The 14,249-nt window shown below is 48.1% G+C and carries 11 protein-coding genes; 6 read left to right on the plus strand and 5 right to left on the minus strand.

The window, feature by feature from the left end:
• Window positions 1–7 precede the first annotated feature (7 nt).
• A complete protein-coding gene (locus tag ACZ5ZV_RS17605) occupies window positions 8–988 on the minus strand; it encodes an MBL fold metallo-hydrolase (protein ID WP_464118519.1) in 981 nt (326 codons plus the stop codon).
• Window positions 989–1,035: 47 nt separating this feature from the next.
• Entirely contained in the window at window positions 1,036–1,296 is a 261-nt protein-coding gene (locus ACZ5ZV_RS17610) for a 2Fe-2S iron-sulfur cluster binding domain-containing protein (protein ID WP_464118520.1), read from the minus strand.
• 194 nt (window positions 1,297–1,490) lie between these two features.
• Between ACZ5ZV_RS17610 and ACZ5ZV_RS17615 the strand changes: the two genes are divergently transcribed.
• Entirely contained in the window at window positions 1,491–3,461 is a 1,971-nt protein-coding gene (locus tag ACZ5ZV_RS17615) for a hypothetical protein (RefSeq protein WP_464118521.1), read from the plus strand.
• 77 nt (window positions 3,462–3,538) lie between these two features.
• Here the strand turns inward: ACZ5ZV_RS17615 and ACZ5ZV_RS17620 are convergent, their stop codons facing one another.
• Window positions 3,539–5,461: a sensor histidine kinase gene (locus tag ACZ5ZV_RS17620; RefSeq protein ID WP_464118522.1), complete on the minus strand. Its 1,923-nt coding sequence runs from the start codon at window positions 5,459–5,461 to the stop codon at window positions 3,539–3,541.
• A gap of 559 nt (window positions 5,462–6,020) precedes the next feature.
• Here ACZ5ZV_RS17620 and ACZ5ZV_RS17625 point away from each other — a divergent pair.
• The 5 genes from ACZ5ZV_RS17625 to lspA all read left to right on the plus strand — a co-directional run bounded on the left by ACZ5ZV_RS17625 (window position 6,021) and on the right by lspA (window position 12,276).
• Complete coding sequence (locus tag ACZ5ZV_RS17625; protein ID WP_464118523.1) at window positions 6,021–7,277, plus strand: radical SAM protein; 1,257 nt, start codon at window positions 6,021–6,023, stop codon at window positions 7,275–7,277.
• A 138-nt stretch (window positions 7,278–7,415) separates the two neighbouring features.
• Entirely contained in the window at window positions 7,416–9,296 is a 1,881-nt protein-coding gene (locus ACZ5ZV_RS17630) for a CHASE2 domain-containing protein (RefSeq protein WP_464118524.1), read from the plus strand.
• Complete coding sequence (locus ACZ5ZV_RS17635) at window positions 9,289–10,812, plus strand: sigma-54-dependent transcriptional regulator (protein WP_464118525.1); 1,524 nt, start codon at window positions 9,289–9,291, stop codon at window positions 10,810–10,812. Before ACZ5ZV_RS17630 ends, ACZ5ZV_RS17635 begins: the two co-directional genes overlap by 8 nt.
• Before the next feature lie 327 nt (window positions 10,813–11,139).
• Window positions 11,140–11,700: a hypothetical protein gene (locus ACZ5ZV_RS17640; RefSeq protein ID WP_464118526.1), complete on the plus strand. Its 561-nt coding sequence runs from the start codon at window positions 11,140–11,142 to the stop codon at window positions 11,698–11,700.
• Between the two features lie 60 nt (window positions 11,701–11,760).
• Complete coding sequence (gene lspA, locus ACZ5ZV_RS17645; RefSeq protein WP_464118527.1) at window positions 11,761–12,276, plus strand: signal peptidase II; 516 nt, start codon at window positions 11,761–11,763, stop codon at window positions 12,274–12,276.
• A gap of 10 nt (window positions 12,277–12,286) precedes the next feature.
• Here lspA and ACZ5ZV_RS17650 read toward each other — a convergent pair whose 3' ends face one another.
• Window positions 12,287–12,817, minus strand: coding sequence for a response regulator transcription factor (locus ACZ5ZV_RS17650; RefSeq protein ID WP_464118528.1), 531 nt, complete (start codon window positions 12,815–12,817; stop codon window positions 12,287–12,289).
• Window position 12,818: 1 nt separating this feature from the next.
• Window positions 12,819–14,039: a sensor histidine kinase gene (locus ACZ5ZV_RS17655; protein ID WP_464118530.1), complete on the minus strand. Its 1,221-nt coding sequence runs from the start codon at window positions 14,037–14,039 to the stop codon at window positions 12,819–12,821.
• Between the last annotated feature and the right edge of the window lie 210 nt (window positions 14,040–14,249).

A 14,249-nucleotide genomic window follows, 5' to 3' on the forward strand; every position in this document is an offset into this window, starting at 1 on the left:
GCCCGCCTTAGATTTTGATCTCGAATCCTTCGTAGGCAAAATCCCAATCCACTTCAGGCAAAACACCTTTATTGGCAGAAGCAAACCGCTGCCGGGATTCGTAGTATTCCCGGGTCTGACGCTTTAATTCCATGACATGCTCAATCCGTGCCCCCGGATCATGATGCGCGAACAACACCTTCTGAATGCCTTCACGAAGGGCAATATCAAGTCCCACCTGAGCCGCACTGTGCCCCCAGTTGGCCTTCTCCGCCAGCTCGGGAAGAGTGTACTGAGCATCGAAGTACATCAAATCGACATTCTGATAAAGCGGTAAATCCTCACCCAGCTCCTCACGAGTAATACGGGTCCCCTCCGTATCCACGCAGTGAGCATAGGCCTTTCCACCAGACTCGACCTTCAACCCCCAGCACGGATCCGGATGATCCAGCTTATAAGGAGTTAAAGTCATATCCTCCAACTGCACGGGCTTGCGCGGCTCCATCACATGGAAGAAGATCTTGGCCTTTAAAGCCTCAAACGGCACAGGGAAGTACGGACGACAGAAGATCCCACGAATCAGCTTTTCCAGTTCCGGCTGCACAGCATAGTAATGCACCTCGCAACCAGGAATAAAATGTGGAGTAAAGAACGGCAGGCCGATCACATGGTCCCAATGGAAGTGGGTCATGAAGATATGAAAGGGCCCTTTAGCCCGGCCGGTTGTGCCGGTCATAATGCGCTCACTGAGGTTGCGGATACCGCTGCCCCCATCCAAAATAATCTGCCCTTTGGCACTTTGGATTTCCACGCACGTTGTGGCAGCTCCATAGCCTCCGACGTTAGGGACTTCAAGGCTTTGAATGTAACGGGAAATCTGGGACGGGTCACGATAGCCGGCAGAGAAGAAGTTCCTTAGAACTCCTTCTACATGGTACGCCCAATCCGTCGGTGGAGGAGCGGAAGGTAATGAACCTCGTACGCCCCAAAATTTAATCGTGAGAGACATATATGGTTAACAGGATGAACTGTTTAGAAACACGAATCAAATACATATTATCTGGTCGGGCTTTTGTCGTAATTCACTATCACCCAATCAGACGATGGTTGGGCCTGACAGGTGCGAACAACTCGACTTCCCTCGTGGTCTTCTGTTGTTGAGCCCGTCTCAATGACCGCCTCACAGGTTCCACAGTGCCCCTCCATGCAGGAATAAGGGGTGTTCAATTGGTTCATCAGTGCGATGTCTAAAAGACTGCGTCCAGTCTCCCCGTCGACTTCTATCTCTTTTTTCCCGATTATATATGTAATCTTCATGTAAATATCACAGCATCCCCCCTCCATGAGGACAATCCCTTTCTAGTGCTGGGCATAATTTAGGCAAAACCCCCAGATGTAGAGTTTTTGCTTTGTGTTTTATGGGAATCTTTATTATCTGTCTTGCCGAACTGTAACGCATTTTTTATCGAACAGTCGTTGCGGTTTCGTTCATGGATGTAAAAGGAGAGCTTATGATGCTCAAAAAAAGTTTCCTGACGGCTATCTTGGCCGCAGGAGTTTCTATTCTGACCTCAGTTCCTGCTTCTGCGGGCTGGGAAGTTCTAAAACCTGCCAATGCCTGGGAAAAAATCAAAAAAGAAGTCGCCAAACAAGAAATCGGCGGTTCTTTGACTTTGGTAAATGCTGACATCATTGACGGTATTTCCACTTCTCTTCGCTATAAAATTGAATCCGAACCCTCTTATGTGGACGGCTACTACACGCGTATTGATAAATACATGATGAATATGGGTGTGAATGTCGGCGATCTGATCAACGACATGGATAGCCCCATTAGCTTTGGCATTGATAAGGGCACGGAAATCATCTTCGCCCGCCAGTTCAAGTCCCAGAAAGACTCCCTTTTGTCCCTTCCTTACACGATGAGAAATCTGCCCCTGACAGCAGAAAAAGCCATCACTCGTCTGGTTCCGGGCGACTTCGTGGCTTTTGAAGGAAAGTTAAGCCTGGTTCTGTCATTGGGTTACGACACCCTTAATGGCACTTTTGAAGCGGGTGCATCTACCCACGCCTACCTGTCTGGCAACTTCATGGTTCATATGTTCCGTATGGCCGACAACAAAATGCGCGTGAAACTGATCGCCGTACGCGGTGAGGGTGTTGGGGCCAACGCCGGTGTTGAAATCGAGGACTTTGAAGTTCTGGGTATCAGCGTTCTGGATAACCGCCTGGAAAAATGGCTGAGCTTCACTCCCCTAAAGGCCTCCACAGGCCTGGGTAAAAACGACGTGATCATGCTCGACTACGTGTTTGATCTCAACAACCCTCAGGCCGCACAAGCCTACGACAGCCTGCTGCAAAACAAAGTTATGTTCAAGGACGTGAAGATCCTGAATCCGCTGGCTTCCCGCACAGACCTGCAGAATCAACTTCTGGCGGACCTTTCCGACGTTGAACAGATTGCTTTGGAAGACTCTACCATTCCTGCACAACAGCGCCGCATTGATCGCATCTTCAAAGGTTCTTCTGAAGGTATGTATCGTGATGCCAAGACCAAGTTCAGCCTGAGCCTGTTGAAATTTGAAGCTGGCCGTGCTTACGGGGAAAACAAAGTTCTTTCCTTCGACAAATACGATCAGCAGCAATACTTCCTTCTGGACACTTTCTCTAAATTCAAAAAGAGCAAGATCCTGTTCGGTTTGTTCGGTGAACAGACACTGAATACATCCAATCTTCTTTTCACTGCGGACAGCAAATGGGCACCGGCTCGATTTGTGACCCTGACTTCAAGCAACGAAATGAAAATGCGTGATGTTTCCAAACACGACTTCCGCGAAATTCAAAAAATCGTGCAAGAGACCATCGGCGACAAGGAATTCAGCAAGATTCCATGGAACAACTGGTCTTTTGCCAACGGCAAGATCGTAAACGGTTACTTCAAGCAGGAAGTCTTCTTCAACCCTGAAGCACTGAGCATGCTTCCGAATCTGAGCAAGGAAGCCCTGTCTGCACGCTTTGAAAAATACATCGCCAGCAAGACCCGTCCTCGCTCTGGCCCGTCCATCCGCGCTATCATCCCTAAGGGCTCTATTGCCAACTGGGTGGCGGCATTCACTGGCGACATCCGCCGTGTGGGCGCACGCCTGGCGGTGATTGTTGATCCTAAGACGAGTGTTGAAAAACGCTTTGAGGCCTTTGATGACCTTCAGGAAATGGGCATCTGGAGAGAGCGCGGCATCGGCTTCCTGATGTCTTTGATTCCGGAGGCGTCTCAGCACCAGCTTCTGCGTTACGAGATGATTCTTTCTGCCAAGGGCGTAACTCCGATCCAATATGGTTTCGGTTCCTTCGCTGAAGAAAAGCTGTACCGCTCTTTGATGTATATCCAAAACATCATCCACAACCGCAGCTTCGACCTGCGCCTGTATGCTGATGAAAATGGTGAGTTCCGCACTCACACAAAACCAGCCCCGCTGATGTAGTCAAAGAAGCTAAAAACCCGACAGAAGATGTCGGGTTTTTTTTGCTCTAAAAAGATGATCGAGCGCTTATTGGAAACTCATTCTTTCAAGACAAAACGAATATAAGGCAACCGACTTTTACTTATACAAATGACTCTATGCCTATCCAAAAGATTCTTCATTTCGTGGAAATCATTCAGAGAGGTAAACAAAATAGTTTTCACCGCTCCATAGGAATCAATTTTTTCCAATAAATCCAATCCGGTTTCATCTTCTGAGTTAATTGCCAAATCAATAAACACGGTCCACTCCTGGCGCTCCAGCATGATCCTGTCAAGGTGCCTTTCAGCTTCTTTCAAACTCTGGCAAACTATGAAATTAATTTGCTCTCTTCCTGAGCTGACCAAATGACGATATAGATCTCCACCGTCTTCAAAGACCAGAACGTTTTTGGAAGTTTGCAAGGTCACCAATGGGGCTTGTCGTGGTATCGAAATCTCAAAGACAGCACCTTCAGAAGAACTAGAACAAATGACGGTGGCACCATAGGCACTTAGCTCTTCTTTAACCTGATAAAGACCAAGGCCCGTTCCAGATCGTTTGCCGTAAGTTGCCCCCTCCTGAAACAATCGCGCGGCTATCTCATCAGATATTCCAGGTCCGTTATCTTTAACCACGACATCTACAGACTCAACACCTGCTTTTCCATGCACCTGGATAGTTCTGGTCCGTCCAGCGACGGCCGGGGCTTCAATCGCATTAACAATCAGATTCGAAAGACATCTTTGAAGGGAGTATTTAGGAACAATGCAATTTAGATCCCCATCAAAATTAATTTCAAATTGGCACTGCGGATGAAGTTTCCTAAACGCCTCCACCAATTCTTTTGAGGCCAAGGCTAGGTCCGAAGGTCCTCCGGCATTTGAGGAAATTTCCTTATAGGAATGAAGCGCACTGTCTGCGATACCTTGCAAGCGCAAAGTCGACTCGCGAAGCAATTCTTCCAAGTCTTCAGCCACTTGCCCCTTTACCAGACGGGTCGCCATTTGAAGCGCCATCAATGGACTTCGAATGTCATGAGAAATCTTGGCAGCGATCTTCAAACTCGCATCAGCCCGCGCCGCCTTCAGTACAAATCTATTCTTCACTTTCTGTTGTTCAAGATAGCGATTCTGCTCAATCTTCATGTGATCTGACTTGCGCAAAAACTTCAAGAACAGGACCGGAACTCCAATGTATTGAATAAGTATGGTGCCCAAGGCTGCTCTGGCAAAATCCAGAACAACACTGAACCACGCAAATGACACAACTCCAATAATCCAAACCACTGCTAAAGCACCAAAAGATGCACAAAGATAAATAAGAGGTCTTTCGGACCAACGCACCAAAAGAATGATTTGCACAAGCAGCACAAGTGCAAGCCACGCATGGTTCATAATGGCTCCAGGATGTTTGATGTAAGAAACCGCTTTCAAATTTGCATACACGGTCAAAAGATAGGAGGATTCCGAAAAATAGTGCTCTGTTGTCTGATCAGAAAATATCTCAAATCTACTAAAAGGGTGAATACCCAAATAAGAAGAATGAGCGTCGCTCGTGCCAACAAAAACAATTTTATCTTTCACCTTTGACAGACTTTCTACTGGAACAGTCAGGTCTTTAACGGAAGTCTCGGAATAGAATCTAAAGTAAACCTGAATAGAGTTAAAAAGTTTAAACGCCCCCGGCATTTGTTTTAACTCCGGCAGGCGCAACCCCATGACTTCTGCAAAACGCGCAAGTTCATCATCATAGTCAACACCGTTCATGCTAAGAACCAAACGGCGGCTCTTATTGTCCTGTCCCCCCAATTTGGTATCGATGGCATACTTGTTCCCGATGTGACGACTGAAGGTGATGTATGGATCTGTGTTATTGAAGGCGCCACCTGAGGACTGGCCCCATCTCGAATAGTAAAAGAGGTTTGGAATCTTCTCACTCTCTTTTAGAAACAGTTCTTTAGCCTGACTGTCCCCTTTCATCTCTGGAGTTCCAAGAGCCAGAACAATAGCTTTGGGCTTTTCGTTTGCGATAGCCTGCAGGGCAGACACAACATCTTTGATATCCAACCCCTCATCCCCGTTGTGCCCTCTCTTGAGATAGGACAGAGAGACTTCAGCCACATCACCTTTGAATGGGTATTCCGGCGCCGTCAAATATCCGTTCAGGTCTAAGTTTAGGTGATCGAGGTAGTCCATTTTGATACTTAACAAGACAATGGCACCTATGATGGAGAGCAGCGCAATGCCGCCCGCAACGGTCAGGCGACGCAAAAGGTGGTAAAAAAGTGACGTATTCTTCACTTAGGATCTATCGGATCTTTGAGGGAGGGGATTAAGGCCTCTAGACACCAAATAGACATCTCTGAAATAGTTTCCTTTTGCCCCCAGCATCCCCCTGGGGCGACCAAATTTACACCACCCTCAGTCGATGTAAATACATGTAATTACTAGAAATATTGTTTCAGCCCTGCTGTCTCAATATGGAACGCTTATTGCAGCTAGTCCGTTGATTATGGAACAAAGACGATACAAGGACATTGTGGCATTCAAATGGGGACAAGGCTCCCCCTTGGCTTTCCATGCCCGAAACCTTGAAGTCGCCGAAATCTCCGAAGACACTTGGAACGAAATGTCTTTGGCGGAGCCAAGCCTGTCTGCAGCATTCGAGGCTCTCACAACCTGGGAAAGCGAATGCAATCCTGAAGTAAAGACGGGCAAACTGTCTGTGGGCATTCGCAGCCTTACAATCAATGTGACACAAATCTGTAATCTAAAGTGCACCTACTGCGCAGCGGGTGGAGATGGTACTTATGGTTCCCCACAAACAAAAATTAATGTCGAGAAAACCCTACCTCAGCTAAAGCTCTTCCTTGAGCGTGTCCCTGCGGGCGGCAGCTTCAATATCACGTTCCTAGGGGGAGAGCCTCTGCTATATCCAGATGGGATTCAGGAAATCGGCAACTATGTTCGCCTGATGACAGCGGGCCGAGATATTACAAGTCGCTTTTCCATCGTGACAAATGGAACTCTGTTCAACGAAACGAACTTGAATATTCTAAGAAATCTGAAAGCCAATATTACAGTAAGCCTTGATGGTCCCGCAGAGATTAACGATAAAACTCGCCCAACCAGAACCGGTGTCGGCAGTACCGCATTGGTAGTTGAGGGATTTAGACTTTTGGAAAGGTTCAGAAGCGAATTAGGTACCTTAACTCTACACGGCGTCTTTAATCGCGAAAACATGCAAATCGAAAAGGCCTATGAGTTCTTCCAAACACTGAACGCAGATCGTTATGAGTTCACATATTCTGTTGAAGAAAGCGACGACGCAACCAATAGGCTTTATGTCGATCAAATGAACACTATTGCATCCAAAGCATACGCTTTGGGTGGTGAGTCTGAGTTGCGTAAGATTAATATCTTCAATCAATACTTCAACGCGCTTGATACCCAGCAACAGACTGAGAACTTCTGCGGTTCCGGGAAATCCTTCCTAGTTATGGATGCAAAGAACAACTTGTACACATGCCCTTGGGAAGTCGGGAATAAAGACGAACAAGTGGGCGAAAACACTAATGTGGATTTCGCCCGAATGGAAAATGAAAACGCTCCCTTGATTGAAAAGAACAACTGCCAAAACTGCTGGGCACGATTTATGTGCGGTGGCGGCTGCATGTTCATTCACAAGAAGAGCACTGGTAACAAGCATCAAAAGGACGGTCACTTCTGCTACCGCACCCGCAGCTTGCTTGGAACTACTTTTATGTATTATAAATTAAGCAGGGCATCCTGCTAGAGGACGATATGGAACAGCAAACTCACATCAAAAAAATCAAACCTCAAAAGCCCAAACCAAACACAAATCCAAAAGCGGGGCCTGGAACTGGTGGTGTTGGCGAAGGCTGCATCCCAATTCGCTAACAGATAGGCTAACATGACTCTTCCCCCCTCCTCTGAAGAGAAATCAGGAACTCCGGCTAAGAGTTCCGTTAAAGCTCTTGTGCTGCGAATGCTCTTCGCGGTAGGGATTTCATTTTTCATTGCTCAAACTAATTTAGACTATCTCGAGTCTTACCTATACGACCTCCGTGTTCGCACCAAGATTGGCAGCACGACCTCTGGAAATATTGAACTGATTTATATCACTCCTCAGACGGTTCAGCTTTACAAAGGCTTCCCGTCGGCCAAAGAACAAACAGCTCTTTTACAGGCGCTGGCCTCCCATCAAGCCAAAGCCATTGCCTATGACTTTAACTTCGACGAAACACCCGGTAGCGTCGATGAAAAGAACTCTTGGGAAAGCGCAATTATCTCTACTCCAAACACCTATGTGGCTGGCCGCACCACACCTATGAAAGGCGAAGAGGATCAACTGTTCCTGCAAGATCCGCTGGAAAAGGTGACCATTGTCCCAGCACCGAAGACAACTGATCTGGTAAATTTCGCCAAAGACGGCGTTACCAGACGTATGATTCTGACTTATCAAGATCAGACCATGCTACCAGTCAGGCTGGCGGCCCTTGTAACACCGGCAGCCGCTGACATTGCAAACCTCAGAGGGCTATTTGACTTCTACGGAACTGACCAAGCTTATATCGATTTCCATGCGGCAAAATCTTATCCTTCGACTTCCTTCGAAGCTATTCGCAACGGGCAGGTGGATCTTTCCCGTTTCAAAGACAAGATCGTACTCATCGGAACTGACCTTGGCCTAAGTGAGGCCGAGTATATCACTACTCCGTTCAGTCGTGACGTCATGGCCATGACCCGCATTGAAATGCAGGCCAATATTATCGACACCCTGATTAAGAATTCAGGTCCCATTAAAGTCTCCAAGTACATCAGTTGGCTTTTCATTCTTATTGCTTCGGTTCTAACAACCCAGGTTGTTCTAAATATGAAGCCCACAAGAGGTCTTCTGGTGTTGGGCGCCACCCTAACTGGATTTATTATTATCTCAGCTCTTGTTTTCTGGACACTGGGACTGTGGCTTCCTATGGCGGCCCCTCTTCTAACTATCTTCCTCTGCTACTACTTCTTCATCCCCTATCGCCTGATCGTCGAAAACCGCCGCAGTTGGGAGTACTACCAGAAGAATAAACTGCTCAGCCAGGTGGAAGAACTTAAAACCAACTTCATTTCGATGATGTCGCATGACTTGAAAACGCCGATTGCGCGAATTCAGGGAATGACGGACGTGATCCTGTCTGACAATGTCGCTCTGAGCGCTCAGCAGCGCGAGGCCGTCGACACGATCAAACATTCCTCTGACGACCTTTTGAAGTTTATCAATGCGATTCTGAGCTATGGGCGTATCGAAAGCCAGGGTGTACAGCTGAACTTGCAAAGCAAGGACATCAACAACCTGCTTCAGGAAGTCATTCGCAAGCACGAATTCCTTGCAAAAGTGAAACGCATCCAGATCGTGTCTGAACTGGAGCCGATGTTCCCTGTTCCCGTGGACCCTGAACTGATGAAGCAGGTCTTCTCGAACCTGGTTGAAAACGCCATCAAATACAGCCCGGAAGACACGAAAATCATGGTCAGCAGCGAAGAGACCGACACCAAGGTCATCGTTCAAGTGGCCGATCAGGGACCGGGCATCCCACAGGATGAATTGCAGAATATCTTTATGAAGTTCTTCAGATCCAAAAACGTCAAATCCTCCCCGATCAAAGGGTCTGGATTGGGCCTGTATCTGGCGAAATACTTCACGGAGCTTCACCGGGGAAGCATTTTTGTAGAATCTTCCCATGGTAATGGCTCCACATTTACGGTAGAACTACCCATCGAACAAGGGGGCACTCATGCTTAAGGTTTTGGTTGTAGACGATGATCAGGGCTTAAGACTTTCGGTAAAGTCCGCACTTTCGGTCACTCAGCGTTTCGAAGTTGATGAGGCTTTCGATGGCGTCAATGCCATGGAAAAAATCAAAGCTGGCGACAAGAAGTATGACGTGGTGATCCTGGACGTGGACATGCCTCGCATGAACGGTTTGGAAACCCTTCGCCAGATCAAAGAACTTGATCCGGGCACGATTGTCCTGATTATGACGGCGCATGCGACCCTGAACGACGCCATCCAGGCCGTTAAAGATGGTGCCTTCAACTATCTGCAAAAACCGGTGGCTGGTGAAGACCTGATTGCCCTGATCGACAAAGCCGTTAATGCACACACCCTGATTTCCAATATCGCAGCCTCCGCCCCTGTTATGGTTGAAGAAGGCCGAAAAATCATCGGTCACACTTCGCAAATGCAAAAAGTCTTCAACATTATCCATCGTCTGGCTAAGGTTGACACTCCCGTTCTGATCCGAGGGGCTTCCGGTACCGGCAAAGAGCTGGTTGCCAAAGCGATTCACTTCAACTCGGCCCGTAAAGACGAAAAGTTCGTTGCCATCAACTGCTCTGCCATTCCCGAAAATCTGTTTGAATCTGAACTCTTCGGTCACGAAAAAGGTTCGTTCACAGGGGCAGATCAACGCAAAATCGGTAAATTCCAGTTTGCCGAAGGCGGCACCCTGTTCCTGGATGAAGTCGGCGATATGCCACAACTGATGCAGGTCAAGATCCTGCGTGTACTTCAGGAAAAACTGTTCACTCCCGTGGGTTCCAACCGTGAATTCCCAACCAATGTTCGCATCATCGCTGCGACCAACCGTCCGTTGGAAGAAATGATCAAAGCGGGCACTTTCCGTGAAGATTTGTTCTATCGCCTGAACGTTGTACCTATATTCCTGCCAGCCTTGGCGGAACGTAAGGACGACATGGAACACATGGTGAACATCTTTATCCGCAAGTTCAATCAGGCTCACGGTAAACGCATCAATGGAATTGCCCCGGATGCGATGGCGGTTTTGAAGAAACATTCCTGGCCTGGAAATATCCGTGAACTTGAAAACGTGATCGAACACGCTTTCGTTCTGGAGATGACCAACATCATCACGATTGCTTCTTTGCCGGAAGCGTTGTTGATGGCGACAGGCACGAACCTGATCGACATCCCGCCTGTTCAGGAAACAGCGCAGACGGTGGCAGCAGCAGGTCTTGGTTCTGTGGCTCAAGCCCATGCGACCTTGGGTGATGACGAAGATGGTGACATGGGTCTGGATGCGGATGATCTGGAAGATGGCGAGATCGTGCCGTACTCTGGTGAAAATCTGGATTTCAATGCGCAGAAAGAAGCCTTTGAAAAAGAATTTATCATCAAGGCATTGAAAACCTTCCGCGGTCGCATCAATCAAACAGCATTGCATGCGAACATCCCGAAGAAAACGCTTCTACGTAAGATCGAAAAGTACGGAATTGTCGCAAAAGACTATTCCAACTAGATTCACTTAAAAGCTGCCGGGACCTCCCGGCAGTTTTCTTTCTTCCAATGGCTGCCAAATGGGGTTTCGCACGAAACACATCCACCCCGGAAAAAGGCGAATCTCATTGGCGCTCCGTTAGACACGAAAATGTTGAAATCAAGAAAAAGTTTTTCAGAAACAGAGCCTTTCTGCGTCGCCTCTAGTTTTGTAATAGGCAGACAGGCCCCCTATCTAGAGATGCATATTTTTTGAGCACATAATGTTTGGAAATAGTGCCGAGTCTGCATTGACTCAAAGTTATGAACTCTGTAGTTTGGGCTCCCTCACCCGTGGAGTTTTTAATTAATGACCATGAATCCGTTGCCACCACAGGCATACACGAAAGAGACGATGCTCAAAGCCTACCAATGGCTTATGGTGCAGAACAGCTCTATCAAGGAGATGGCGACGACTCCGGACATTCTGGTCAGTTTGTATCTGAAAGCCACTCGCGACGGTGATCATTCTTTGGAAAGACCTTCCATTCAGAATTTTAAAAATGAGCTGAAAAGTCTGGCAGGCATGATGGGCGAGCTCGACAGACCTGTCATGACGGCCGCCGCTGCTGCTGCCGTTCAGGCACAGCCGATGATGGCTCCCGCTCAACAGACGGTCATGACTCCCCATACTCCGGTCGCTCAACCGGTGCCTGCGGCGTCTTTGCCTGCCACACAAACCCACATGTCCTACACCGAAAAGACGCTGACCACGACATCCCACACGCAGGATCTGGTGGATCTGCTGGATTGTGGCTCCAAAACCATGATTCAGGAAGTCAAAGCTGAATTCAATCTGAGTTCAGACCTTGAAGCCCTTCGTATGCTGATCAAAGTCGGCTACAGCCGTTCCAAGGCCCTTCTGAAGTAAACTTATATCTCTACGAAATCATTTAATATCCGACAGGAGTTGGGCTATACTGCCCCCCATATGAAGAACAAATATATCTGGCTTGTGCTTATTTCCGGCTTCTTGGTAGCCATGGATCAACTGGTGAAAGTGTACGTCCATACACATTTCCACCTGGGTGAGTCCGTGATCGTCATCCCGAATTTCTTCAACCTAACATATGTAAGAAACTTCGGCGCAGCCTTCGGCTTCCTGGCAGAAAGCCATCCTTCATTCCGTGAGATCTTCTTCCTGTCCATGCCACCGATTGCTATGGTGATCATCCTGGGTATCTTGCGTGGAGTGAAAGACACTGACACGAAACAAATCGTCGCTCTTTCCAGCATCTTTGGTGGCGCGATTGGAAACTACATCGACCGCGTGCGCTTCCGCTATGTGATCGACTTCCTGGATTTCCATCTTTACAACCGCTGGAGCTGGCCAGCGTTTAATATCGCGGACATGGCCATTGTCGGCGGAGTGGGACTTCTGCTGTTATTGATGTTCCTGGAAAATAAGAAAAAAGATAATAACGAAAAAGAAGAAGGCGCCACATAGGCGCCTTTTTTTATTTGCGGGGAATGTTTTTGCGAAGCTTTCTTTGCAGGCTCTGACGATGCAGTCCCAGCTTCTTGGCAGCCTGAGTGATGTTGCCCTCAGAGCTTTGCAGAACATAGTCTATATATTCACGCTCCATGCGCGCCAACGAGATCTCTTCTTCCGGCAGTTCAGTGTCGCCGCCCTGATCGGAGAAGGCCCGCAGAATCATTTCCACGGTCACTGGCTTGGCGATAAAATTGTGTGCGCCCAGTTGCATGGCCTTCACTGCCGAGGCCACACTGCCAAAGCCGCTCATCATGACGACTTTGACTTGCGGAAAGCGGCTTTTAAGTTCTTTCAGAAAATCCAAACCGTTTTCACTGCCCACACGCAGATCCAGCAACGCCCAATCCAGATGTGGGACTTCAGTCCACTGTGGGGTTTCAGCAAAGGCCTTGACCTGAAAACCGCGCTCTTGCAGTTCTTCTGTCAGAACCTCACGGAGGCCTTTGTCGTCCTCCACAAGCAGAATAGTTTTCGCCGTGTGCAGCTGTTCCATATTATCTCTCCTCCAAAGGCAGACGGATTTGCGCCGTGACGCCTTTTCCAGAAGTGTTATTGGCAATCGTGAAATCGCCCCCCGAAGCCTGCGCCATCATCTGCGCGGAATAAATACCCAATCCGTTGCCCGCTTCTTTGCCTGTGACAAAGGGCTCTCCCAATCGCGACAAAATTTCCTCTGAAATTCCCGAACCTTTGTCGACCACCTCTAACACCGCCCAGGCATCCCTTTGATAAAGGCGAACATACAAGATTGCTTCCGTTGCGGAGGCCTCCAAAGCGTTGTCCAAAAGATCAAACAGAGTCTGCGAAAATGCCAACGTCTGCAAACGACAAGGCAAAGCGTCTGTCGTCAGATACGCTTCCACTTTAACCGCAGGATTCTCTTTTTCCCAGACCGCCACCAGATCTTTTACCAAAGTTTGCAACTCGACATGCTGCAGTTCACTTTGCGAAGAGCGGGAAAAGACAGAAGCCATGTGCTGAAAAACGTTTACACACTCATCCAGGGAACTCTGCGCCTTTTGCAATTCCTCCCGCGCCGACATCACATCGGTGTCCAGTTTGCGCAAACCTCTTTCCATTCGAAGCTTCAGGGAATTCATCGGAGTTGCCAACTGGTGTGAAAACCCCGCGGTCAATGCGCCTAACGATTTCAGGCGATCCGCTTGATGTTGACGATCCTGTAGCAGGCGGATGCGACGCTCTTTCTTAGCCAGAAGTGCCGAGAAATAATGACTGACAAACCACGAAGCCGTGATCAACACCCACTGAGATAGAAACCGCAACGACAGTTCCGAAAAATCCACTCCCACTGTCTTTTGCGCATCCAGGTAAGTTTCGTACTGTAAAATCAGAAGCAAAAACAAAACAGAAGCCCCGAACAGGTAAGAGGCCTTCTTTCTTAAAAGCATTCCGCCAAGGAATGAATGAATGCAGAGAATACTGACAAACGGATTATTGGCAGAACCGCTCACAAACAGCAGTCCCACCGCCGCCAGCAGATCCACCCACAAGTGCACCAACACGTGCTTTTGACTGTATTCTTCTTTCTTGGGCCAAATGCCCTGCCCCAGTACATTCAAAATTCCCAGCAGCACAAGCACAGCAATGATGTACGGAAAATGACGCTTGTCCAAATAGCCCCACTGCAAAAGTGGGATGGTTCCAAGCAACAAACAGACAATGGCAATCCAGCGAAAACGAATCAATCCAGGCATGCCTTCTTGTAGCCGAGCCCACCGGGCTCCGCAACCGCAGACTCTGAAATGCAACGATTCGCTGCCCCCTCTCCAAAGCCCCCCTGTTGCTTGTATATTCAGTTATTTCGAACACTTACAAATACGCCGGACTGTGGTGCCTTTCACACTTGCATCTAAATGCAAATATATTGCATTTAGAAAGTGAGAGTGCTACAAGCAGAATCAAGA

Source organism: Bdellovibrio sp. HAGR004 (assembly GCF_055397015.1).